This window comes from Stutzerimonas tianxiuensis (genome assembly GCF_053470365.1).
The window spans coordinates 196,307-218,129 of sequence record NZ_JBPVWS010000003.1 but is presented as its reverse complement, the minus strand read 5'-3'; the positions used below and the strand labels follow the sequence as shown (position 1 = coordinate 218,129).

Genomic DNA, 21,823 nt, shown 5'->3' with positions numbered 1-21,823 from the left:
TCAGCTCATCAACGGGACGAGTTTGCGTGACAGCAGCTCAACCGAGTCTTCGGTGAACAGCAAGAGCAGGTCGAAATGGATGTCATGACCTTCCAGGCTGTAGCTGATTTCAACCGCCAAGGTGTTTTTCCAGCGTTTACGGTTGAGACGTATCAGTTCGTCGATTGAAGCATGCTGGCCCAGCACCTGCGGGTGCCCCTGAGAAAAGACCACATCGATCTGGTCTGCTATACCGCTCAGACATGCGCTGATCAGAAGACTGGAAAGATCGAGCAGCATCTCCAGTTCGAGGTAATCATCGGCGCGCATCAGACGCGCCATGTCAGCAATCTCGGAATCGTGGAATATCAGCAGTGCCTCGCCGGCGATGCCGCCGCCGATATAACCCTGGCACACCGCCGACAGCTTGTCGCCTTGAGCGGCATCAGCCAGCGCCATGTGCAATTCACCGACTTCGAGGATGTTCACATTGGGGATGGGCAGCTGCACGAACACCCCTAGCACCTTGGCGAGCAGTGCCGCCGCTCGCCCCATCGCTACGTTAACGACCTCACGAAAGGCATCGCGGAACGCAACCGGACCGGCGTTTCGCTCTCCGAGCGCCGGCAATTCGCTGCCGACAACCCCAAGCCCCGCCAGGGTCTGCTGCAGATGTACCGGATCGGCAGGCTTGCGAATGAATGCCAGCGCACCCAATTCCAGCACCCGGCGCACGGCCTCTTCCTGGACGTCCGCCGAGATCACGATGACCTTGCATTCCAGCTGCTCGTGGCGAAGGGCTGCCAGTAACCCATAGCCGTCCATGTCTGGCATGGTCAGATCGAGCAGCAAGACATCGATGTCCCCTTCGCGAATTCGTTCAAGCGCCTCGCGACCACTGGCAGCCTGAGAAATATCCAGCGGCCACTCAGCCGGCAGTGCGCGCAGCAATTGCTTGCGCGCCAGGCTGGAATCATCGCAAATCAAAAGGGAAACGGCAGACATGCAGCGCTCGCTCACTTGGCCAGGCCTCTGGATCCTGGACAGCTTATCTCAGCTAGCGGGCGCTGTGGGGACGACGCGAAAAGATAGTAGCAATCAGCCATCAAGCTGACCGAAACAGCCACCGTTTAGGCCGTTACCACTCAATAATAGGCATTGTCGCGATTGGTGTGGTCGGTCACATCACGCACGCCCTTCAGTTCCGGGATCCTTTCCAGCAAGGTTTTTTCAATACCCTCCTTGAGCGTTACATCAGCCTGACCGCAACCCTGGCACCCACCTCCGAACTGCAGCACTGCCACGCCTTCGTCCACCACATCGATCAAAGTCACCTGCCCGCCATGGCTGGCAAGTCCGGGATTGATTTCGGTCTGCAGGTAATAATTGATGCGATCATTGAGCGGGCTGTCTTCATTGACCATCGGCAGCTTGGCGTTGGGTGCCTTGATAGTCAGCTGTCCGCCCATGCGGTCAGTGGCGTAATCAACCAGGGCGTCTTCCAGGAATGGTTCGCTGGTGCCGTCGATCCAGGCGGTAAAGCTCTTAAGAGAGACCGCGATGTCGTCCGGCTTTTCCTCGCCCGGTTTGCAATAGGCGATGCAGGTTTCAGCGTAAGGCGTGCCTGGCTGAGTGATAAAGACCCGGATACCGATCCCGGTAGTGTTCTGCTTTTCAAGCAGGTCGGCCAGGTAATCGTGTGCAGCTTCGGTAATGGTAATGGCGCTCATGGGAACTCCTCTCATACATGCCCGGCAGTGTACGCCAACCACCGCCCCGGATAAAGTCCTAGTGTTTTAGTAGGACTTACCGGTCTACGCAGGGGTCTGCCGCTTACGAGCACTTTATCAACATGAGCGCTACTCATGTAAATCAGCGGATGATCAAAAAGCGTGCAGCTTTGCTATTATTCGCGGTCCTCGCAACCAGCTTCAGGTAGTTCTCATGCTCGACCGCAATGCCCGTCTCCAGGCACTCCAGCAGGCCCTCAAGGAGCGCATCCTGATTCTCGACGGCGGCATGGGCACGATGATCCAGAGTTACAAACTGGAAGAGTCCGACTACTGCGGCGAGCGCTTCGCCGACTGGCCGCAGGACCTGAAAGGCAACAACGACCTGTTGATCCTCACCCGGCCGGACGCCATCAGCGCGATTGAAAAGGCTTACTTCGACGCGGGCGCCGACATCGTCGAGACCAACACCTTCAATGCCACGCGCGTATCCCAGGCGGATTACGGCATGGAAGAGCTGGTCTACGAGCTGAACGTCGAAGGTGCGCGCCTCGCCCGACAAGCCGCCGATGCCAAGACGGCCGAAACCCCCGATCGCCCGCGCTTCGTTGCCGGCGTGCTCGGCCCAACCAGCCGTACCTGCTCGTTGTCACCGGATGTGAACAATCCCGGCTACCGCAACGTGACCTTCGACGAGCTGGTCGAGAACTACACCGAAGCCACGCGCGGCCTGATCGAAGGCGGGTCCGACCTGATCCTGATCGAGACCATCTTCGACACGCTCAATGCCAAAGCGGCGATCTTCGCCGTGCAACAGGTTTTCGAGGACATTGGCTTCGAGCTGCCGATCATGATCTCCGGCACCATCACCGACGCTTCGGGCCGCACCCTGTCCGGCCAGACCACCGAAGCTTTCTGGAACTCGGTTCGCCACGCCAAGCCCATTTCGGTCGGCCTCAACTGCGCCCTGGGTGCGAAAGAGCTGCGCCCCTATCTGGAAGAGCTTTCCAACAAGGCCGAAACCCATGTTTCGGCGCACCCCAACGCGGGCCTGCCGAACGCCTTTGGTGAATACGATGAAAGCCCGGCAGAAATGGCCCGGGTGGTCGAGGAATTCGCATCCAGCGGCTTTCTCAATATCGTCGGTGGCTGCTGCGGTACGACGCCTGCGCATATCGAGGCGATTGCTAACGCCGTTGCGAAATACCCGCCGCGCGTCATTCCCGATATTCCCAAGGCCTGCCGGCTGTCCGGTCTCGAGCCCTTCACCATCGATCGTAGTTCGCTATTCGTCAACGTAGGCGAACGCACCAACATTACCGGCTCGGCCAAGTTTGCCCGGCTGATCCGTGAAGAGAATTACACCGAGGCGCTGGAAGTTGCCCTGCAGCAGGTCGAGGCCGGCGCGCAGGTCATCGACATCAACATGGACGAGGGCATGCTGGATTCGAAGGCGGCCATGGTGACCTTCCTCAATCTGATCGCCGGTGAGCCAGACATCTCACGCGTGCCGATCATGATCGACTCCTCCAAGTGGGAAGTGATCGAAGCGGGCCTCAAGTGCATCCAGGGCAAAGGCATCGTCAACTCGATTTCCATGAAAGAAGGCGTCGACGCCTTCAAACATCATGCGCGGCTGTGCAAACGCTACGGCGCGGCCGTGGTGGTCATGGCCTTCGACGAAGCCGGCCAGGCCGATACCGCCGCGCGCAAGCGCGAGATCTGCCAGCGGTCCTACGACATTCTGGTGAATGAAGTGGGCTTCCCACCGGAAGACATCATCTTCGACCCGAACATCTTTGCCGTCGCTACCGGCATCGAAGAACACAACAACTATGCCGTGGACTTCATCGAAGCCTGCGCCTATATCCGTGACAACCTTCCCTACGCCCTGACCTCCGGCGGCGTATCGAACGTTTCGTTCTCGTTCCGCGGCAACAACCCGGTGCGCGAAGCGATTCACTCGGTCTTCCTCTACTACGCGATCCAGAACGGGCTGACGATGGGTATCGTCAACGCGGGTCAGCTGGAGATCTACGACGAGATCCCGAAAAAGCTGCGCGATGCGGTCGAGGACGTGGTTCTCAACCGCACGCCGAACGGCACCGAAGCGCTGCTGGCCATTGCCGACGAGTTCAAGGGCGACGGCAGCGTCAAAGAAGCGGAAACCGAGGAATGGCGTAGTTATACGGTCCAGAAGCGGCTGGAACATGCGCTGGTCAAGGGCATCACTACACACATCGTTCAGGACACCGAAGAATTCCGCCAGCAATGCGCGCGCCCCATCGAAGTCATTGAAGGGCCGTTGATGTCGGGCATGAACGTGGTCGGCGACCTGTTCGGTTCGGGCAAGATGTTTTTGCCACAGGTGGTCAAGTCCGCGCGCGTGATGAAGCAAGCCGTGGCGCACCTGATTCCCTTCATCGAAGCGGAGAAAGGCGACAAGCCGGAAGCCAAGGGAAAGATCCTCATGGCAACCGTCAAAGGTGACGTCCACGACATCGGCAAGAACATCGTCGGCGTCGTGCTCGGCTGTAACGGCTATGACGTGGTGGACATGGGCGTCATGGTCCCGGCTGAAAAGATTCTGCAGACAGCAATAGCCGAGAAATGCGACATCATTGGCCTGTCAGGCCTGATCACACCGTCGCTCGACGAGATGGTCCACGTTGCTCGTGAGATGCAGCGCCAGGACTTCTACCTGCCGCTGATGATCGGCGGCGCGACCACATCCAAAGCACATACAGCGGTGAAGATCGACCCGCATTACAAGAACGATGCAGTGGTCTACGTCACCGACGCCTCGCGCGCCGTAGGGGTGGCGACCACCCTGCTGTCGAAGGAGCTGAAGCCGGCCTTCGTCGAGAAAACCCGTGAAGAATACGCGATGATTCGCGAGCGCACCGCTAATCGAAGCGCCCGCACCGAGCGCCTGACTTACCCTGAAGCGGTTGCGGTCAAACCCCAGTTCGACTGGGCAGCGTACTCGCCGGTCAAACCGACATTCACTGGCCGTAAGGTCCTGGAAGATATCGACCTGCGTACCCTGGTCGATTACATCGACTGGACACCGTTCTTCATTTCATGGGATCTCGCCGGTAAGTATCCGCGCATCCTTAAGGACGAAGTCGTTGGCGAAGCCGCCACCTCACTGTTCAACGATGCCCAGGCGATGCTCACCAAGCTGGTCGATGAAAAGCTGATCAAGGCGCGCGCCGTGTTCGGCTTCTGGCCGGCCAACCAAGTCGACGAAGACGACATCCAGGTCTATGGCGACGACGGCGAAGCCCTCGCCACACTTCACCACCTGCGCCAGCAAACGGTGAAGACAGACGGCAAGCCGAACTTTTCGCTGGCCGACTTCGTCGCACCGAAAAGCAGCGGAGTGACCGACTACGTGGGTGGCTTCATTACCACTGCCGGTATTGGCGCTGAAGAAGTGGCTAAGGCCTATCAGGACGCCGGCGACGACTACAACTCAATCATGGTCAAGGCGCTTGCCGATCGCCTCGCCGAGGCCTGTGCCGAGTGGTTGCACCAGCAGGTCCGTAAGCAATGGTGGGGCTACGATCCTGAAGAACAGCTGAGCAACGAAGAGCTGATCAAGGAGCAATACAAAGGCATCCGCCCTGCCCCAGGCTACCCGGCCTGCCCCGACCACACGGAAAAAGGCACGCTGTTCCAGCTGCTTGATGCTGACGGCGTCAGTCAGGTCACCCTGACCGAGCATTACGCAATGTTCCCGACAGCTGCAGTCAGTGGTTGGTATTTCGCCCATCCTCAGGCGCAGTACTTCGCAGTAGGCAAGATCGACAAGGACCAGGCCGAGCGCTACAGCTCTCGCAAGGGCCAAGACATCACTGTCACGGAGCGCTGGCTGATGCCGAACCTGGGTTACGACAACTGAGCCTACTCTGGCCGTCCCATATCCAGGGGCGGCCACGAACCTACCTCAATCACCCCATACCCGAAGCGTGCAATGTCTACCGAACCCCGCTACCTGCTCGATGAACTGGAATCCGCTGACATGCTTGAAGTCGACGGTCTGCACGCCTGGCAGTTCACCCTTAACGATGACTTGCTCGACCGCGCCGATGCCGCCGCCAGCGCAGGCGAGCCTTTCGCCAGTGAGGAAACCGTTGTGCGCATCGAGTCGATCGACGGCCGTGAGCGGCGGCAGTGGTCGTTCAGCTACAACAGCGTAATGGAAGCACTGTACAGCGAGGATGAGCAGTGCTGGAGCCTCGGCAGCGCACCGCAAACCCGCCTTCGCTGCCTGGGTGCGGTGAGTGCAAGCGCTGACGACGACTGAAGGGCACTTGAACTCAACGCTCGCGGAGGCCGCAGCGAGCCGTTCAGTTTGACAGGTGTCTTTGACGCGCCGCCGCTACGCCGCAGCAGCCTTACCGCGCCGGAGCAGTAATCCGATAGCGATGATCACCAAGACACTGCCCGGCAGCCAGTGCCAGCCGATTCGTTGTGGTTGGGCGATGAACAGCAGCAGCATCGATACGAACGGAACCAGGTAGCTATACGCGGTCACCGCCCCCGGGGTCAGCACCGCCGTGGCTCGCTGCTGCAGGAAGAAAGTCATACCGCTGGAAAATACACCCAGATAGACCACCAGGGCGACATCACGCCAGTCCATCCGGGTTAGAGCCATCGGCTGTTCCCAGACGAGCCCTAGCGCGCCAATCAGCATGGCCCCCATCAGCAGGCTCCAGAACGTGCGCAAGCCGGCCTGAGGTGCCAGTACGCCGCGCTGCAGCCCCCACTTGCTCAGCACCGGGTACATCGCCGAAGCAATGCAGCCGAAGAAGAATGCCAACTCACCAAAGCCGAACTCCAACTGGGCTATGTCTCCGTTGCTTTCGGCTACAGCTAGCCCCAGCGCGCCCAGCGCACCCAGCGCCAGTATCGCCAGCAGCCGGCCTGTAGGTTGTTCGACACCCAAGCCGCGACCGATGCAATAAGCCAGCAGCGGCACACTGACGAACAGCGTAGCCATCGACAGAGCGCTGATACGGTGCGCGGCCCAGAACATGGTGCCGAAGAAACCAGCCAGGCTCAGGCCCATCAACGCATACAGAAGTAGCCCCGGCAGGCTTGGCCAGCGTTCATTCTGGCGCAACAACAGGGGTAGCAATGCCAAGGCGGCAATGCTGAAACGGATAGCGGTCAGTAGCAACGGCGGCAGGCCTTCGCTCATCAGCCCCACTGCGGGGAAAGACAGGCCAACGAACAACGCCCAGAGCAGCATGCCGAGGTGCGCACCTGTAGTGCCACGTTTTGCCTCAGTCATCGCCCTGCTCCTCCAAGGACCGCAATAGGATGCGAAGGCCGCTCGCCAAGGCCTGTCTCTGCTCCTGATCGAGCGGCGCCTGTAGACCATCCAGCGTCGTCAGATATTCATCGAGACAGGCGAGTAATACGGTCTGCCCTTCATCAGTGAGGCGTATCAGCAGGCTGCGCCGATCGTCCGGATTGGGCACGCGGTGGATCAGCCCGGCGGCCTCGAGGCGGTCGAGCCGATTGGTCATGGCACCCGAACTGAGCACGGCGGCGTGCCGCAAGGCGTTCGGCGTAAGCCCTTGCGGTTCGCCGCTGCGATAGAGCGTTGCAAGCAGATCAAATTCGCCGTCATGCAGACCGTGCTTGCGAAAGACATCGGCGATGCATCGGTTGAGGTATTTGGACAGCCGATACACACGCGTAAAGATCGCCATCGGCGATGCGTCGCCTTCAGGGCGCACGCTTTGCCACTGAGCGAGCACGCCATCGACGTGATCACCGCCTTTGGGTTTGTGCATAATTGTCTCCACGAAAAGAATCTTCATGTGAAGCTAATTAAACGAAGCACCAAAGGCAAGCGATTACGTCGCAGGGGGGTGCGTTAATCGACAAGTGACATTTGAACAACCAGAAACCTGGCGGCAGCAGACGCTGCGCACCGGATAGAAGGGTTACTTCAGCTCGGACGGCGAATTGCGGACGATCTTGATCGAGTGGGTGAGCGTCGGCTTGCGGGTGACACTGATGGCCTTGCGCGTCACCGTGTCGATGGTGATGTTCCAGAAGCCGGTGTTGGGCACCTTGATCTTCGCTGGAAACTTGTCGAAAGCGCCGCCGTGATATGCATGACGGCCGCCATTCTTGAAGCTGCGGAAATTCTTGTCGTTCATCAGGCGGATGTTGCAAGGTTGCGAGCATTCGATGATCACGAAGTCGTCTTCGTTGAGGTGCTCGCGCTGGTGAATGAACTTCATGTACCGCTCCGGGGCCGCATATTGGCAAACGCGAAGATTACCATGAGTGTCTTGCTGGCTGGATGGTTTGAGCCGACTGCATCCGACGAGATCCGGCTACGCTGCCACCTATCTCTCTGCTCTCGCTGCATTTCTTTGACAGAATGCGCGCCGCGACCTCCAGGCAATGACGAGTGAGCGTCGCCCCCGTTTAGAGCAAGGAACCCTGAGTATGCCTGCGGCTTCCAAGCCCCTCGATGCCGCCTCCCCCATCGCGCGCCGTGCGACACGTGTCGGCTTTTTCATGGCCGGGTTCGGTCTGTCCATCTGGGCACCGCTGGTGCCGTACGTGCGCGAGCGCATCGAAATGTGCGACGCGCTGTTCGGCACCCTGCTGCTGTGCATCGGTATCGGCTCGCTGACCTGGATGCCGCTGTCCGGCCTGCTAGTGACACGACGCGGAATCCGTCCCGTTGTGCTCAGCAGCGTCGTCTTGCTGCTGTTTGCCCTGCTTGGCATTGCCTTCACCCAATCGATAGCAGTACTGGCTCTGGCGCTTTTCTGTTTTGGCGGAAGCCTTGGCGTGATCGATGTCGTGTTGAACATTCAGGGGGTGGTGATCGAGCGCGACACTGGCAGGCGTCACATGTCGAATTTCCATGGCATGTTCAGTCTGGGCTCGATCAGCGGCGCGCTGTCCCTCACCGGCGCACTGACACTGGGCCTAGCCCCAGCTACCGGCACTCTGCTGATGATCGCGGTCATCGCGCTGGCCAACATCACAGTGATGCCCGGCTATTTGCGGGACAAGGCACCAGCTGGCGGCGTCGCCTTCATCCGACCGACAGGTGCGGTGCTGCTGGTGGGCGCCATGACCTTCGTCGTGTATCTGGCAGAAGGCGCAGTGCTGGACTGGAGTGCTCTCTATCTGACCGAGCAAAAGGCGCTGGAAACCGCCAAAGGCGGCCTGGGCTACGCCAGTTTCGCGCTCATGGTGACAATAGGACGCTTCGCCGGGGCGCCGGTGGTGAACAGCCTGGGCACCGCCAGGGTGATTGGTTTGGGTGGGCTGCTGGCTGCCTTCGGCATTGCCCTGACCGTTCTCACCGACCATTGGGGGTGGGCCCTGCTCGGTTATGGGCTCTGCGGGCTTGGCTGCGCCAACGTCTCTCCTGTTTTGATCTCCTCGCTGAGCCGTCAGCACACCATGCCCGTCCATCAAGCCATCACAGCAGCGACCACCATCGGTTTTGCAGGGGTTCTTGCAGGCCCCGCGCTGATCGGCGTGATTGCTCACTACGCATCGCTGACGCTGGCGTTCGCCCTGCTTTCAGCGCTGTTGATCGTCATGGCGCTGGGGAGCCCTCGGTTCCGGGACTGACCGCCTGGCGGAACGCCATAGACCATCCTCAATGTCGCGCAACGGCCTACAGACCGGTTGATGCCGTTTGGCTAGAATGCGCGCCTTATGCGCATCCAAGATATTCACCAACAGCTCGCCTCCATTGGCGCCAAGCCCATCCACATCGGTCGGGTCACACGCGCCTGGCTGAATGGCAGGCCGCTGGATACCGGCACGCGTCATCAGAAAACCGAAGACTTCCTTCCCCTGTCCGTACGTAACGGCTTGCCGTGCGTGAACGAGACAATCGATGGCCTCGCCCGTCTGCGCTCCGAGCATCCAGCCACTGATGGTTCCGCGCGGCTGCTGGTAATGCTGGCGGACGGTCAGATGGTTGAAAGCGTGCTATTGCCCCGCGACGGCCTGTGCGTCTCGAGCCAAGTCGGTTGCGCGGTGGGCTGCGTGTTCTGCATGACGGGCAAGAGCGGCCTGCTCCGCCAACTGGGCAGCGCCGAGATTGTTGCGCAGGTCGCCCTCGCGCGCCGCTTCCGTCCGGTCAAAAAAGTCGTGTTCATGGGCATGGGCGAGCCTGCACATAATCTGGACAACGTACTTGAGGCCATCGAGCTGCTCGGCACCGAAGGCGGCATCGGCCACAAGAACCTCGTTTTTTCCACCGTCGGCGATCCGCGAGTGTTCGAGCGGCTGCCTCAGCAGAAGGTGAAGCCGGCGCTGGCTTTATCGCTGCACAGTACCGATGCGAGCCTGCGCCGAGAGCTGCTACCAAGAGCGCCCTATTTCGACCCCGCAAAGCTCGTCGAGCTCGGCGAAGCCTACGCCCGGCTGGTCGACTACCCAATCCAGTATCAGTGGACGCTGCTCAAAGGCATCAACGACAGCCAGCAGGAGATGGACGGGATCATTCGGCTGCTTCGTGGCAAGTTCGCGATCATGAACGTCATTCCCTACAACAGCCTCGATGACGACGAGTTTCAGCGACCTGAGGCGGATCGCATTCACCAGATCATGCGCTACCTGCATGAGAACGGCGTACTGACAAAGGTGCGCAACTCGGCAGGACAGGACATCGATGGCGGCTGCGGCCAACTGCGCGCGCGTGCAGAACGCCTCGTGCGCACACGCACCCGACCGGCCGAAACGCCCGTGCTAGACGCAATTGAACCGGCAACACAGGGCATTGTCCTAGCGCATTGACCCAATCCCCCGGTTCCGTCCGGATGCGAGAGCACCCATGCATACGCTGGCACAACTTGAACGCGGCGAACTCGCCGGGACATCCCGTCTGGACCTGTCCGAACAGCTTGAGACGTTCCCCCGAGCGATTTTTGAGTTGGCCGACAGTCTGGAAGTGCTCAACCTTTCCGGGAACCAGCTCAGCAGCCTGCCTGATGACCTGTCGCGCTTGCACAAGCTGCGCGTGCTGTTCTGCTCGGACAACCCGTTCACCGAGCTGCCCGCCTCGATCGGCCGCTGTCCCAATCTGGAGATGGTCGGGTTCAAGGCCTGCCGCATTCGCCACGTGCCCGCCGAAGCGCTGCCTCCCAAGCTGCGCTGGCTGATTCTCACCGACAACCAGCTCGAAAAGGTTCCTGACGAGATTGGCCACTGCAGCCGTCTGCAAAAGCTGATGCTCGCGGGCAATCGGCTGGCTGCCTTACCCGAAACGCTTGCCAACTGCCGCCAGCTGGAATTATTGCGCATCGCAGCCAATCGCTTGCCAGCATTGCCGCAGTGGCTGTTGTCCATGCCGCGCCTGAGCTGGCTGGCGTTCGCCGGAAACCCGTTCAGCGATGCGCTGGAGGCGCAGACCTTGGCACAGCACCCGCTGCCACCGGTCGACCGCGAGCAGGTCATCCTCAGAGAAGTGCTTGGCCAGGGCGCGTCCGGCGTCGTTCATCGTGCTGATTGGCAGGCGCCTGGCCAGCCTGCGCAAGCCATGGCGGCCAAGCTGTTCAAAGGCAGCCTGACAAGCGACGGGCTACCCCACAGCGAAATGGCAGCCTGCATCGCCGCTGGCAAACACCCCAACCTGATAGACATTGCCGGGCCACTGGCCGAGCGCGCCGATGCGCTACCGGGTTTGTTGATGGCACTCATCGACCCGTCATATCAGGTGCTCGCAGGTCCACCGTCATTGGCAAGCTGCACCCGGGACTGCTACGCACCGGCGCGACGGTTTTCTGCAGACCAACTGCTGCGGATCGCGACAGGTGCCGCCTCGGCGGCCAGTCACTTGCATGCACTAGGCATCCTGCACGGCGACCTCTACGCGCACAATTTGCTGGTCGATTCGCGTGGCCAAACGCTGCTCAGCGATTTCGGTGCGGCCTCGTTCTTCGATCCAGACACCCCTGAGGGCCAGGCGCTGCAGCGCCTCGAAACCCGTGCGTTCGGCTGTTTGCTCGAGGAGCTGCTGGAGCGCTGCGATGACAGTGGCGTGCAAGAACGGCTTTCTTACCTTGCCGTCCTGCAGCGTCAATGCATGCAACAAGACCCCAGCCAACGCCCCGATTTCAACCAGTTGGTCGAGCAGTTAGAGCATATGATGTCGCAACGGAGCTTTTCGGCCGGGTAGTTGCATGAGTCATCGCTCCTCTCGCTTTTCGACGGCAACCTGACGCTATGCTCGCTCCAGAATCAAAACCCGATAACGCCTCTGAACGCTACGCCAGCGCCTTCGATAACGTCACGCTGGACCACGACCCCTTCGTGGTTGGACTCAAGGAACGGCTCCCTGCCGAACTGCGAGAGAGCTTTACCGCGCAGCAACTGGACGCGTTACGCAATGCTTTTGCTACCCGCTCGTGGGCCAGGCACAAGTTCGATTGGCGCGGAACCTTCAATCTGTGGAGCAACCAGTATTATTTCGTACTGGTTGGCGGGCGAAACAAGCGCAGCCTGAGCCGTGCTCAGCGGAGTCTGTCACTGGCAGCCAAGGCCGGCGCGATCACCGCGTTTCTGTTCTTTTCAGCGCTGGTAGGCCTGGTCGCTCTGTATCTGGTGAAGTCGGCACTTGGTATCAACCTGCTGCCGAATTACTCGCTGGGATTGTGGGACTGGTTCAAGGGCTGAGGGCGGCATGTGGCCCCAGAATGATGCGGCTACAGCACGCCTCAATCACCGATCAGGATCAACTTGCCGGTAGCCGGATCACGGAAAACCTGACCGACGCTTTGCAGCCCTTTCCCGCCGTCACCCTCAAGGCTGTCCGGCAGTTTGGGCAGCTCCCGTCCGCGCTCGACGGCAACCGGCTGCTTCGCTGCATTCAGTTGTTGGAGCAAATCCGTCTGGGCGACCAGCGCCGCAATCAGTCCGCAGGCAAACACCAGCACGACATCGACCATGTTGGCTAGCGGACCCAGCGGGTCGTCGTCGCCAGCCGCGAACCGACTAGAGCGCCAGCGCCGACTCATCTTCGCGCTCCTTGACTGTTCGGGCTTCCAATTCGTCCAGCAGCTCGTCGTACCAGCGCCTGCGTAAGCGTCCCAATGCGAAGCCCAGCACGCCGATCAGCAAACCCAGCACCGTCGTGTCGAAGGCTACGCGCATGGCCACGCTGAGAATCTGGACATTGCCATCGCCCAGGGCTGCCAAGCCCGGGCCTAGCGGGATCAGCGTTCCCATCAGTCCCAGCATGGGACCTACCCGCGCCACCAGATCGGCTCGATCAAGCCTTCGGCGCGCGCGCCGCTCGATCTCTGCTGCCGGCAGCTGACCCCAACGACGCAGCCCGCCGAACCGTTCGCCCATGGCGACTCCGGCATCGCAAATAGCCAGCGCCAACAGCCCGAACAGACCCCAGGTAACCGGTTGCAAAAGCCACCCCACCAGCAGGTGCAGCCAGCTGAATAATTGATTGTCGAACACGTTATGCAGCTCCTCTCGACCGTGGCCCACGTCCACGCCAAATCCCCAGCCCCAACAACAGCAGAGCGATCAACCCTGCCAGCCAGAGATATTGGCTGGCGCTTCGATCACCTTGTGTTTCAGCCTGACCTGGCTCCGCCTGCGGCGTCTCGGCCTCCGGCTGTATCTCACGAATGCTGCTCGGCGTATTTGGTTGCGGCGCTTTACGCAGCGCCGAATCCAGCCGCGCCTGCAAAGGTTCACGCAGTGTTTCCGGGAGCTTGGGCATCAGCCATTCGAACATCGGATGGTCCGGCCGGGTATGTCCGCTTCCGGGCAAACCATGCTCAGCGACCAAGACGGCGAACTGCTCGGCCAGCGCTTGCTGGGTCGCCTCGTCGGCCTTCCAGAAGCCCTTCTGAATCGCTACCAGCATAATCGCGAGCATGTTGCTTTTGACGTGTACGTTGGCGCCCTGCTCGAGAAATTCATCGATACCCAGCGCGTGCTTGTCATCGAGATAAACCGCCTTGACCTCCTCCCAGGCACTGTCCGTGATGATGTCGGGATTGGTGACCTGCCAGCCCCACAGATATTCCAGAAACTCACTGCCCATGGTCCGTGCGCCGGCGTAGTCATGTTGCATCAACGCCTTGATCCAGGCCGGATTCAGGAATCTCCCGCGCAGTTCGGCCAGCAGTGCCTCCTGCAACGGCTCGAGGCGCACCTTGCGCGGATCGTTGTGCCAGCTGACGAAATTCTCTGGCGCTTTTCCACTCAGGTGCTCGACGGCCATGCTCAGCCCGCCGAGGTAATCAAACGCATCATTGTTGTCCATCAGCCCATACAGGTTGCTGGACCGCCCGAGGTAGGTGCGGGTGACGTGTTTAAGGCTTTCCTCGAACACTGCCTGAACGGGCTCGCCCTGATGCTTCAAGCCATAAGCATGGCCCATGCGATTGACGTAACTACCCGCAAGCTGACCGCGTTCCTGCCAGCTGCCGGAGCGCTCGACAAGCGTATTGACACCGGCGCCATAAGCGCCCGGTGCAACTCCGAACAGCCGCAGCGCAGCAAGGCTGCCTGCCTGTTCGGCGTCCGCACCCGCGTCGAGCCGCCGAGCGGCATCCCTGACCCAATTGGCCGCCACCAGGTTTAGCTGCAGACTTTCGTTGCCGGCGTTGGCGAGTGGCCCGAGGGGCTGCAAAGCCGCATCCAGTGCGGTGCGCAAAGCGGGATAGTCGCGCCGGATAGTTTCGCTGGCGCCGTCCAGCGCAAGCAGTACACCGCGCTCAAGCAGCGCAAGCTGGTCGGCGTAGAGGTCGCGGAACAGCCCGGAAGTGGTAAACATCAGGTCGCGCCGCTCGCGTCCGGCCGCTGCCGGCATCCTCCTGATGCCTTCGACGATGCCCCGGCTGTTCCACAAAGGTTCTACTCCGAGCAACGCCAAACCGAAGGCAATCATGGCGCCTTCGTCCCGCACGGTGTCGGACGCCCATAAAATGACTGCTTCGCGTCCACCCTGCTCCATCGGACGTTCGCGCGCGCGCTCGGCCAACTCGTGGCCGATGTTCCAACCAATGCGACTCGGGATCAGGCTGCTGTCGAGCGCGTGAAAATTTCGTCCAGTCGGCAGCGCTTCCGGCGTACGGATCGGGTCATTGCCCTTTCCTGGCGCGACGAATCCGCCATTGAGGGCGTCAATCAGCGCCTGCATTTCTGCAGCCGGCGAATCAACCAGTGCCTGTCGGTAACGCGCCTGATCAGTGTTCATGGATGCAAACAAAGTATCCACGGCTTCCGACGCCCAGGGCTTGCCGAACACATGCAGGCCCAGCGGCATGAAGCGCTCCTGGATATTCGTCAGGTAATGCCCGACCTCATGCACCAGCAGGTCATCGTCCACCTGTTCGAAATCGATTCCGCGGGCGGCCAGCGGCTCGGCCATGGACGCGCGCAATTCTGGCTCCAGACCGGAACGGGTGACCAGTCGCTTGATTTCGGCAATGGTAGCTCGCCGCGCCGGGCCTTCGCTGCTGCCAGTACCCGTCTCGAAGCTCTCGATCAACTGGCGCAGCTTGAGCAGATCGTCGTATAGCGGGGTAGCCACCAGCGGCGGCGTCAGGTGATCGATCATGACGGCAAGGCCGCGGCGTTTGGCCTGAATCCCTTCGCCAACCCCATCGACAATGTAGGGATAGATGCTCGGCAGGTCGCCAACGATCTGCGTCGGATAGTCCTCAGCGCTGAGCCCTGCTCGACGTCGTGGCAAGAATTCGTAGGTGGAATGGCGACCGAGGTGGATCAGCGCATCCGCTCTGAACTCGTCATGCAGCCAGTGATACAAGGCCAGATATTGGTGGGGCGGTGGAAATACCAGGTTGGCATGCAGCAGCTCCTCATCGACCTCCCAGCCCCGGGGTGGCTGCGGCCCGATGAAAATATTGCCGAACTGCACCCCCGGCAAGACCATCTGGCCGTCATGCACCATGACCTGACCCGGCGCCTCACCCCAACCACGCAGCCCCTCGATACCGGTATCAGCCAGCGCCTGGATCAGGCTTTCGGCCTGCTCCCAATCAGCCAGGCCCGGCTGACTCAGTGCCTGCTCATAGAACGCTTCGAGTTGAGCCAGTAGATCCAGCGCGCGCTCGCGTGCCGGATGCACAACACCGTCGAGCACATGGTGCAACTCGCTGGAACCTGTTTTCAGCGTCAACCGGACGCTTTCGAGATGGGAAGCGTGCAGCGCACGGCGCATTTGTGCGTTCCAGTATCCCAACGGGCCCTGCACCATTTCGGCCTGCACTGCCGATGGCAGCGTACGGAACCAGCGACGGTAGCTATGGGTGTTGACGGTAACAGCCTTTTTCGCCATCGCAGCCAGCGCGTCGCCCTGTTCAGGTAGATTGACGCCCTGCTCCTGCAGCTGTTCCAGCAATTGCTCCGGCGAGTCCGGCAAGGTACCGGTGTTGTAGCCTTCGGCTTTCAAGCGTTTAAGAATGGCAAATAGCGATTGCGGTACATCCAGGTTGTCTGCGCCGATGTTGTGCCGCCCCGGTGGATGGTTGTAGTAGATGAGCGCCAGCCGCTTGTCCGCATTGGGCTTGGTTTGCAATTGATGCCAGCGGGCCAGGCGCGCCGCCATCGCCTCGACACGGGATGGCATCGGCTGGCTGAAGCCAAACCGAATCCCTGAGTTTGGGTCGATCTGGGACGATTCCCACGCCGCCAGCACCATCGGCTGACTGGTGCCCTGCAATTCCGGCATCGCAAGCTGGTAATGCACCTTGTCACGAGCGAGGCCATCACTGGACAGCTGCCACGCGTTCTCGTCTCGGTCATCCAGACGCAGGGCCTTGAGCACGGGCACATTGAGTTGACCCAGCAGCTCCGTTGCGTCTTCACGACCCTCGCCGCCACCAAGGACAAAATCCTGCAGCACGACGACCGCCGACAGCGGTGGATGTTCTGCGCTGTTGAGCCAGCGCAGCGCCTGTAGCGTGCCGTCGCCCCAGCTGCCAAACAGGCTGACGCACGCGATGTCGCGTTGTTGCAGGGTCTGACACAGCGCATCGTTGAGGTCGGAATCTCCGCGTCGGTCAGCGCGCCCATGGTCGATCACCGCGACCATTCGCTCACCGCGCCACGCCAGTTCCGACGGCTCCTTTACCACTCCGTCCTGATAGAAGCGCAACGCCGGCCTCGCCTGTGCAGGCTCGGCGCTGCCGCGCGAAGTGTCACGAGCCGTCAACCAGGCCAGCAAACGCGCAATGTTGTCGCTGCCACCGGCCAGCCAATAGCTGCGCGCTTCTATCCATTGCGCCTGGATCGGATTGGCCGCCGCTAGCGCCTGCACCCAGTCACCCAGATCGCCACCGGGCTTCTCAGCACCGAGGCGTACCGCCTGGTCCCGGTTGGCAAACAGCATGTTTCCAGCGCTACGGCTTAGAGCCACCAGCGCCTGGTCACTGTGCATGATGAAGCGTTCGCCAGTGCTGTGTTGGTCGATCAGCGGGCGCAGACGCTCCGCTTCAGGCCCGAATACGCCGACCACGAGCAAACGCGTTCCGCTGGCAAGCCATTGACCGACCTCGGCATCGTCCAGCTCAGCCAGCTGTTCGGGGGTCCGCGCACTGACGGTACGGTCGGGGTATCGTTGCTTGAAGGTGGCAGCCGCCGAAGCGAACTCGGCAGCGCTGTACTGCGAAATGATCGCATTGATCTGATTGGCACTGGCCGGCACCGTTGGAGCCAGCAGCAGAAGCGCTAGAAACACGCAGCGAAACGCGAAAGACATGCCCACTCCATCCGGATGCAGTGGGCAACAGAGCTGCTATTGCCAGACAGGCAGACGGCACGCTCTGAGGACGTCGCCCACCGCGACAGTTCCTGGGAAGTACGGGCTGGTATCGGGCTCAGTCGAATCGACTCTACCGTTGCGGGGGCAGCATCAGCTTGCACTGATTTCCCATTTAACCCGGACCATGATCCGGGCACCACGCACTTCATGTGTTCAACCGCTGGGCGGCCAAGCCGCGCACCTTACGCGCCGGTCTGGGCAAGATCAAGCAAACACAAGCCTGACGATACAACGGCTCAGTTGGTAATAGGATCGATGTCTGCAGAAGCTGGATTGCTGACTAGACTTCAGGCAGCGAGCCTTGCGGAGACAGATATGAGTGAAGACCGGCAACCCAAATCGCTCACGCTGCGGCAGATGCTTCAAAGCATGCTAGCCGGCGCTTTGGGCGTGCAAAGCGGGAAAAATCGAGAACGAGACTTCAGCCACGGTAAACCCAGCCATTTCATTCTTCTGGGCATCGGCTTCACCGTAGCGTTCGTTCTGGTGATACTCGGCGTCGTCAAACTGGTGCTCTATCTGGTCGGCGTCTGACACGGTTAGCCGGAGCCGCCTCGTCTACTGGTGACTTACCCAGAACACTGCTGTTGCTACCGCTAGCAGGATCAGAAAGAAGATCGCGGCGGCATCTGCGCGGCTGTCATTATCATGGCGTTTAAAATGCTCTGACACAGCGGTATACCTTGTTGTGGAGGATCGCATTGATTGCAGTTAAGACCATGCATACGGAGCGCTCAAGGCCAGCGATTGAAATGCCTGAAAAGCAGCGTTTCGTTCTAAACATATTCCCAAACATCACTTTTGCGCATAAACGCTAGCTGGTATCGTGCCGGCCTCCCATCAACGGGTGCGCGGCCGTGCGCGCAGAAGCTGTAGACAGCCTGAAAAAACAGGACATTTATGTACGTATACGACCAGTATGACCAACACATCATCGAGGATCGCGTGCGTCAGTTCCGTGACCAGATTCGCCGCTATCTCGCCGGTGAACTGACTGACGCAGAACTGTTGCCTCTTCGCCTGCAAAACGGTCTGTACATCCAGCGCTATGCGCCGATGCTGCGTATTGCTGTGCCCTATGGGCTGTTGTCGTCTACTCAGATCCGCAAGCTGGCCGACATCACTCGCAAGTACGACAAGGGTTATGCCCATATCAGCACCCGGACCAACGTTCAGCTCAACTGGCCGGAACTGGAAGACGTACCCGATATCCTTGGCGAACTCGCAACTGTTCAGATGCATGCCATCCAGACCAGCGGCAACTGCATTCGTAACACCACCACCGACCAGTTCGCTGGCGTTGCCAAGGACGAGCTCATCGACCCACGGCCCTGGTGCGAAATCATTCGTCAGTGGTCGACCTTCCACCCGGAATTCGCATTCCTGCCGCGCAAGTTCAAGATCGCCGTCAACGGCGCCGTGAACGACCGTGCTGCTATCGAAGTGCACGACATTGGTCTCGAAGCGGTAAACAACGACGCCGGCGAGCTGGGCTTCCGCGTGTCTGTCGGCGGCGGCCTTGGCCGTACGCCGATCGTAGGAAGCTTCATCAATGAGTTCCTGCCATGGCAGCACCTGCTGACCTATCTCGATGCGATCCTGCGCGTATATAACCGCTATGGCCGTCGTGACAACAAGTTCAAGGCGCGGATTAAGATCCTTGTCAAAGCGCTTACCCCGCAAGTGTTCGCCGAACGTGTCGAGGCTGAATGGTCCTATTTGAAAGACGGCGCAAATACACTGACCGAGGCCGAAGTCGACCGGGTCAGCAAGTTCTTCGTCGATCCCGCTTACAAGCCTCTGGATGACCAGAGCGCTGCACTCGCGCAGCTTGACGCGGAGCATCCAGGCTTCGCTCGCTGGCGGGAACGGAATGTCGTTGCTCACAAAAAGCCCGGCTATGCAGCCGTGACGCTGTCCCTGAAAAGCACTGGCGTAGCCCCGGGTGATGTGACGGACAAGCAGCTCGACACCATTGCCGATCTGGCGGACCGATACAGCTTTGGCGAAGTACGCAATTCACACGAACAGAACATGATCCTGGCCGATGTCGAGCAGTCACGTCTGTTCGAATTGTGGCATGAGCTGCGGGAACTGGGTGTCGCCACGCCGAACATCGGCTTGCTGACAGACATCATTTGCTGCCCGGGCGGCGATTTTTGCTCCCTGGCCAATGCCAAATCGATCCCGATTGCCGAAGCGATCCAGCGCCGCTTCGATGACATGGATTACCTGTTCGATATCGGGGATGTCGACCTGAATATTTCGGGCTGCATGAATGCCTGTGGTCACCACCATGTAGGCCACATCGGCATCCTGGGCGTGGACAAGAAAGGCGCCGAGTTCTATCAGGTCTCACTCGGCGGCAGTTCCGGCCGTAACGCGAGCCTCGGCCAGATACTCGGCCCTTCGTTTGCCCAGGATGTCATGCCAGATGTGATCGAGAAGGTCATCGGCGTCTATGTGGAGCACCGTACAGAAGATGAACAGTTTCTCGATACTTTCCGCCGAATCGGTATCGACCCCTTCAAGGAGCGTGTCTATGCAGCGAATCATTAAGGACGGTCAGGTCATTGATGAGACCTGGCACCTGCTGCCTAAAGACGTGACCCTTGACGGCCTGTCCAACTGCGACGATCTGATCGTACCCTTCCAGCTATGGCTCGATCATGCTCATGCCCTGAAAGCTCGTGATGGCGGTCTTGGCATCTGGCTCGACTCCGACGAGGCCGTAGAAGAGATCGCCGAAGAGCTGGATAACTTTCAGGTCATCGCGCTCAACTTCCCGGCGTTCACCGACGGCCGCCATTACTCCAGCGCACGCCTGCTTCGTGATCGCTACGGTTACAAAGGGGAAGTACGTGCCATTGGGGATGTGCTTCGTGACCAGTTGTTCTACATGCGCCGTTGTGGTTTCGACGCCTTCGCAGTGCGTCCAGATCGCGACCCTTATGATGCGCTGGAAGGGTTGAACGACTTCTCGGTTACTTACCAGTCTGCCGCAGACGAACCCCTTCCGCTGTTTCGTCGCAGACAAGGCTGAGGCCAACGCTGCGCTATAAAAAAACCCGCCTCTCGGCGGGTTTTTTATTACTGGTACATCCAGAAGTTCGGATGCTCTATCCGCTCCGCGGCAACGATCGGATGCTTACCGAACGCTGCCTTGAATTTCTCGGCCAGTATTTTCATGAGCGGCTCCTGCTATGTTGAAGTGGCGTTAGCTTCGCTCAATCGATAAAGGCTGATAAATCGTTTTTGACTATGCTCAACAAGCAAAACGCTAATGGCGTCAGAGCAGCCGCCATCAGTCGAGTCGAACCAATATCCTTCCAGTCTGTTGCCCTGCCAGGGTTCGTTCAATCGCTTCAGGCAACTGATCCAGCGAAATCTCCTGTACCAGGTCATCAAGATTAGGCAGCTTCCATTGCACGGAAAGCTTGTCCCACATGGACGCCTTCACGACCAACGGGATTTCAACCGAATCAACCCCTAACAGATTCACCCCACGCAGGATGAATGGCAGCACGCTGGCCTGAAAATTTGTTCCGGCGGTTAGGCCGCAACAGGCGACACTCCCGCCACGTCGCAGTGACTTCACTGCGTTGAACAATATGTCGCCGCCCACCGTATCGACCGCTCCCGCCCATTGTTCTTTGAGCAACGGCTTCTCGGTACCGGCCTGCAGCGCACTACGCTCAACGATTTCCGTAGCGCCAAGCTTGCGAAGGAAGTCGCCTTGCTCAGCCTTGCCCGTCACTGCGGCCACCCTGTATCCAAGCTTGGACAGCAGGGCTATCGCAATGCTGCCGACACCCCCGGTCGCGCCTGTTACCAGGATCGGCGAATCAGTCGGTTCGAGACCTGCCTGTTCAAGCTTGTCTATGCATAGTGCAGCGGTCAGGCCGGCCGTTCCGAGAGCCATGGCCTCCCGCAGAGACAGCCCGACCGGACGCTTGATCACCCACGCAGCTGGCACGCGAATGTATTGGCCGAAACCACCCGACGTGTTCATCCCGAGGTCATAACCGGTGACGATGACTTCATCACCGACGGCAAAGTCGCTGACGCTTGACTCGGCGACAGTCCCGGCCGCATCGATACCCGGCGTATGTGGAAAATTGCGGGTGACGCCGCGGTTGCCACTCGCTGACAGGGCGTCCTTGTAGTTGAGCGAAGAGAAGCTGACGCGTATCAGCACCTCTCCAGCCGGCAAATCATTGGTGTCCCGCTCGATCACGCTTGTTGCGAAACGCCCGTCGGTCTCGTTGGTTTGCAGTGCTTTGAAACGAGCCATCAG

General features: G+C 60.0%; 18 protein-coding genes and 1 riboswitch. Of the genes, 9 read left to right on the top strand and 9 right to left on the bottom strand.

Annotation, left to right across the window (positions count from 1 at the left end; translation table 11 throughout):
* Together ACSSNI_RS06090 and nfuA are read right to left on the bottom strand one after the other, a co-directional pair.
* Complete coding sequence (locus tag ACSSNI_RS06090; protein WP_148924137.1) at positions 1-984, bottom strand: response regulator; 984 nt, start codon at positions 982-984, stop codon at positions 1-3.
* 140 nt (positions 985-1,124) lie between these two features.
* Positions 1,125-1,709, bottom strand: coding sequence for a Fe-S biogenesis protein NfuA (gene nfuA / locus ACSSNI_RS06085; RefSeq protein WP_102835324.1), 585 nt, complete (start codon positions 1,707-1,709; stop codon positions 1,125-1,127).
* A 214-nt stretch (positions 1,710-1,923) separates the two neighbouring features.
* Here nfuA and metH point away from each other — a divergent pair, with 214 nt between their 5' ends.
* On the top strand, positions 1,924-5,616 hold the full coding sequence (metH, locus tag ACSSNI_RS06080) for a methionine synthase (protein ID WP_200636867.1): 3,693 nt from the start codon (positions 1,924-1,926) through the stop codon (positions 5,614-5,616).
* A gap of 72 nt (positions 5,617-5,688) precedes the next feature.
* Positions 5,689-6,021, top strand: a complete 333-nt coding sequence (locus ACSSNI_RS06075; protein ID WP_200636868.1) for a DUF5629 family protein — start codon at positions 5,689-5,691, stop codon at positions 6,019-6,021.
* 75 nt (positions 6,022-6,096) lie between these two features.
* On the opposite strand, the gene ACSSNI_RS06070 is transcribed toward ACSSNI_RS06075, so the two are convergent.
* The 3 genes from ACSSNI_RS06070 to ACSSNI_RS06060 all read right to left on the bottom strand — a co-directional run bounded on the left by ACSSNI_RS06070 (position 6,097) and on the right by ACSSNI_RS06060 (position 7,975).
* Positions 6,097-7,011, bottom strand: coding sequence for a DMT family transporter (locus ACSSNI_RS06070; protein WP_234484335.1), 915 nt, complete (start codon positions 7,009-7,011; stop codon positions 6,097-6,099).
* Entirely contained in the window at positions 7,004-7,519 is a 516-nt protein-coding gene (locus ACSSNI_RS06065) for a MarR family winged helix-turn-helix transcriptional regulator (protein WP_200636869.1), read from the bottom strand. Before ACSSNI_RS06065 ends, ACSSNI_RS06070 begins: the two co-directional genes overlap by 8 nt.
* Before the next feature lie 153 nt (positions 7,520-7,672).
* Positions 7,673-7,975: a DUF1883 domain-containing protein gene (locus ACSSNI_RS06060; RefSeq protein WP_019339196.1), complete on the bottom strand. Its 303-nt coding sequence runs from the start codon at positions 7,973-7,975 to the stop codon at positions 7,673-7,675.
* 211 nt (positions 7,976-8,186) lie between these two features.
* Here ACSSNI_RS06060 and ACSSNI_RS06055 point away from each other — a divergent pair, with 211 nt between their 5' ends.
* The 4 genes from ACSSNI_RS06055 (at position 8,187) to ACSSNI_RS06040 (ending at position 12,389) form a co-directional block, all read left to right on the top strand.
* The gene (locus tag ACSSNI_RS06055) at positions 8,187-9,335 is read left to right on the top strand and encodes an MFS transporter (protein ID WP_200636870.1); all 1,149 of its coding nucleotides are present in this window, start codon (positions 8,187-8,189) and stop codon (positions 9,333-9,335) included.
* Positions 9,336-9,422: 87 nt separating this feature from the next.
* Positions 9,423-10,511: an RNA methyltransferase gene (locus tag ACSSNI_RS06050; RefSeq protein ID WP_200636871.1), complete on the top strand. Its 1,089-nt coding sequence runs from the start codon at positions 9,423-9,425 to the stop codon at positions 10,509-10,511.
* 37 nt (positions 10,512-10,548) lie between these two features.
* Entirely contained in the window at positions 10,549-11,892 is a 1,344-nt protein-coding gene (locus ACSSNI_RS06045; RefSeq protein ID WP_200636872.1) for a leucine-rich repeat-containing protein kinase family protein, read from the top strand.
* Positions 11,893-11,939: 47 nt separating this feature from the next.
* A complete protein-coding gene (locus tag ACSSNI_RS06040) occupies positions 11,940-12,389 on the top strand; it encodes a 3-phosphoshikimate 1-carboxyvinyltransferase (protein WP_200636873.1) in 450 nt (149 codons plus the stop codon).
* A gap of 41 nt (positions 12,390-12,430) precedes the next feature.
* On the opposite strand, the gene ACSSNI_RS06035 is transcribed toward ACSSNI_RS06040, so the two are convergent.
* Genes ACSSNI_RS06035 through ACSSNI_RS06025 form a run of 3 tightly spaced genes read right to left on the bottom strand, consistent with a single transcriptional unit; the run spans position 12,431 to position 17,463 of the window.
* On the bottom strand, positions 12,431-12,730 hold the full coding sequence (locus ACSSNI_RS06035; protein ID WP_148924129.1) for a DUF2149 domain-containing protein: 300 nt from the start codon (positions 12,728-12,730) through the stop codon (positions 12,431-12,433).
* Positions 12,708-13,184, bottom strand: a complete 477-nt coding sequence (locus tag ACSSNI_RS06030) for a MotA/TolQ/ExbB proton channel family protein (RefSeq protein WP_200636874.1) — start codon at positions 13,182-13,184, stop codon at positions 12,708-12,710. Before ACSSNI_RS06030 ends, ACSSNI_RS06035 begins: the two co-directional genes overlap by 23 nt.
* 1 nt (position 13,185) lies before the next feature.
* The gene (locus tag ACSSNI_RS06025) at positions 13,186-17,463 is read right to left on the bottom strand and encodes a cobaltochelatase subunit CobN (protein ID WP_200636876.1); all 4,278 of its coding nucleotides are present in this window, start codon (positions 17,461-17,463) and stop codon (positions 13,186-13,188) included.
* An 88-nt stretch (positions 17,464-17,551) separates the two neighbouring features.
* Positions 17,552-17,682, bottom strand: a riboswitch (cobalamin riboswitch).
* A 159-nt stretch (positions 17,683-17,841) separates the two neighbouring features.
* On the opposite strand from ACSSNI_RS06025, the gene ACSSNI_RS06020 reads away from it, so the two are divergent.
* The 3 genes from ACSSNI_RS06020 to ACSSNI_RS06010 all read left to right on the top strand — a co-directional run bounded on the left by ACSSNI_RS06020 (position 17,842) and on the right by ACSSNI_RS06010 (position 20,569).
* Positions 17,842-18,060: a DUF2970 domain-containing protein gene (locus tag ACSSNI_RS06020; RefSeq protein WP_102835334.1), complete on the top strand. Its 219-nt coding sequence runs from the start codon at positions 17,842-17,844 to the stop codon at positions 18,058-18,060.
* Positions 18,061-18,426: 366 nt separating this feature from the next.
* Entirely contained in the window at positions 18,427-20,085 is a 1,659-nt protein-coding gene (locus ACSSNI_RS06015) for a nitrite/sulfite reductase (protein WP_200636879.1), read from the top strand.
* Positions 20,069-20,569 (top strand): DUF934 domain-containing protein, encoded by a 501-nt coding sequence (locus tag ACSSNI_RS06010; RefSeq protein ID WP_200636882.1) that lies wholly within the window; start codon positions 20,069-20,071, stop codon positions 20,567-20,569. The genes ACSSNI_RS06015 and ACSSNI_RS06010 overlap by 17 nt, the downstream gene beginning before the upstream one ends.
* Before the next feature lie 261 nt (positions 20,570-20,830).
* On the opposite strand, the gene ACSSNI_RS06005 is transcribed toward ACSSNI_RS06010, so the two are convergent.
* A complete protein-coding gene (locus ACSSNI_RS06005) occupies positions 20,831-21,820 on the bottom strand; it encodes a YhdH/YhfP family quinone oxidoreductase (RefSeq protein WP_200636884.1) in 990 nt (329 codons plus the stop codon).
* Positions 21,821-21,823 lie beyond the last annotated feature (3 nt).

Excerpts from the sequence above, each read along its gene's own strand:
- ACSSNI_RS06005 (WP_200636884.1), bottom strand. The coding sequence starts at position 21,820 with ATGGCTCGTTTCAAAGCACTGCAAACCAACGAGACCGACGGGCGTTTC.
- ACSSNI_RS06050 (WP_200636871.1), top strand. The coding sequence starts at position 9,423 with ATGCGCATCCAAGATATTCACCAACAGCTCGCCTCCATTGGCGCCAAG.
- ACSSNI_RS06020 (WP_102835334.1), top strand. The coding sequence starts at position 17,842 with ATGAGTGAAGACCGGCAACCCAAATCGCTCACGCTGCGGCAGATGCTT.
- ACSSNI_RS06045 (WP_200636872.1), top strand. The coding sequence starts at position 10,549 with ATGCATACGCTGGCACAACTTGAACGCGGCGAACTCGCCGGGACATCC.
- ACSSNI_RS06035 (WP_148924129.1), bottom strand. The coding sequence starts at position 12,730 with ATGAGTCGGCGCTGGCGCTCTAGTCGGTTCGCGGCTGGCGACGACGAC.
- ACSSNI_RS06065 (WP_200636869.1), bottom strand. The coding sequence starts at position 7,519 with ATGCACAAACCCAAAGGCGGTGATCACGTCGATGGCGTGCTCGCTCAG.
- nfuA (WP_102835324.1), bottom strand. The coding sequence starts at position 1,709 with ATGAGCGCCATTACCATTACCGAAGCTGCACACGATTACCTGGCCGAC.
- metH (WP_200636867.1), top strand. The coding sequence starts at position 1,924 with ATGCTCGACCGCAATGCCCGTCTCCAGGCACTCCAGCAGGCCCTCAAG.
- ACSSNI_RS06070 (WP_234484335.1), bottom strand. The coding sequence starts at position 7,011 with ATGACTGAGGCAAAACGTGGCACTACAGGTGCGCACCTCGGCATGCTG.
- ACSSNI_RS06025 (WP_200636876.1), bottom strand. The coding sequence starts at position 17,463 with ATGTCTTTCGCGTTTCGCTGCGTGTTTCTAGCGCTTCTGCTGCTGGCT.
- ACSSNI_RS06055 (WP_200636870.1), top strand. The coding sequence starts at position 8,187 with ATGCCTGCGGCTTCCAAGCCCCTCGATGCCGCCTCCCCCATCGCGCGC.
- ACSSNI_RS06015 (WP_200636879.1), top strand. The coding sequence starts at position 18,427 with ATGTACGTATACGACCAGTATGACCAACACATCATCGAGGATCGCGTG.
- ACSSNI_RS06075 (WP_200636868.1), top strand. The coding sequence starts at position 5,689 with ATGTCTACCGAACCCCGCTACCTGCTCGATGAACTGGAATCCGCTGAC.
- ACSSNI_RS06010 (WP_200636882.1), top strand. The coding sequence starts at position 20,069 with ATGCAGCGAATCATTAAGGACGGTCAGGTCATTGATGAGACCTGGCAC.
- ACSSNI_RS06060 (WP_019339196.1), bottom strand. The coding sequence starts at position 7,975 with ATGAAGTTCATTCACCAGCGCGAGCACCTCAACGAAGACGACTTCGTG.
- ACSSNI_RS06090 (WP_148924137.1), bottom strand. The coding sequence starts at position 984 with ATGTCTGCCGTTTCCCTTTTGATTTGCGATGATTCCAGCCTGGCGCGC.
- ACSSNI_RS06040 (WP_200636873.1), top strand. The coding sequence starts at position 11,940 with ATGCTCGCTCCAGAATCAAAACCCGATAACGCCTCTGAACGCTACGCC.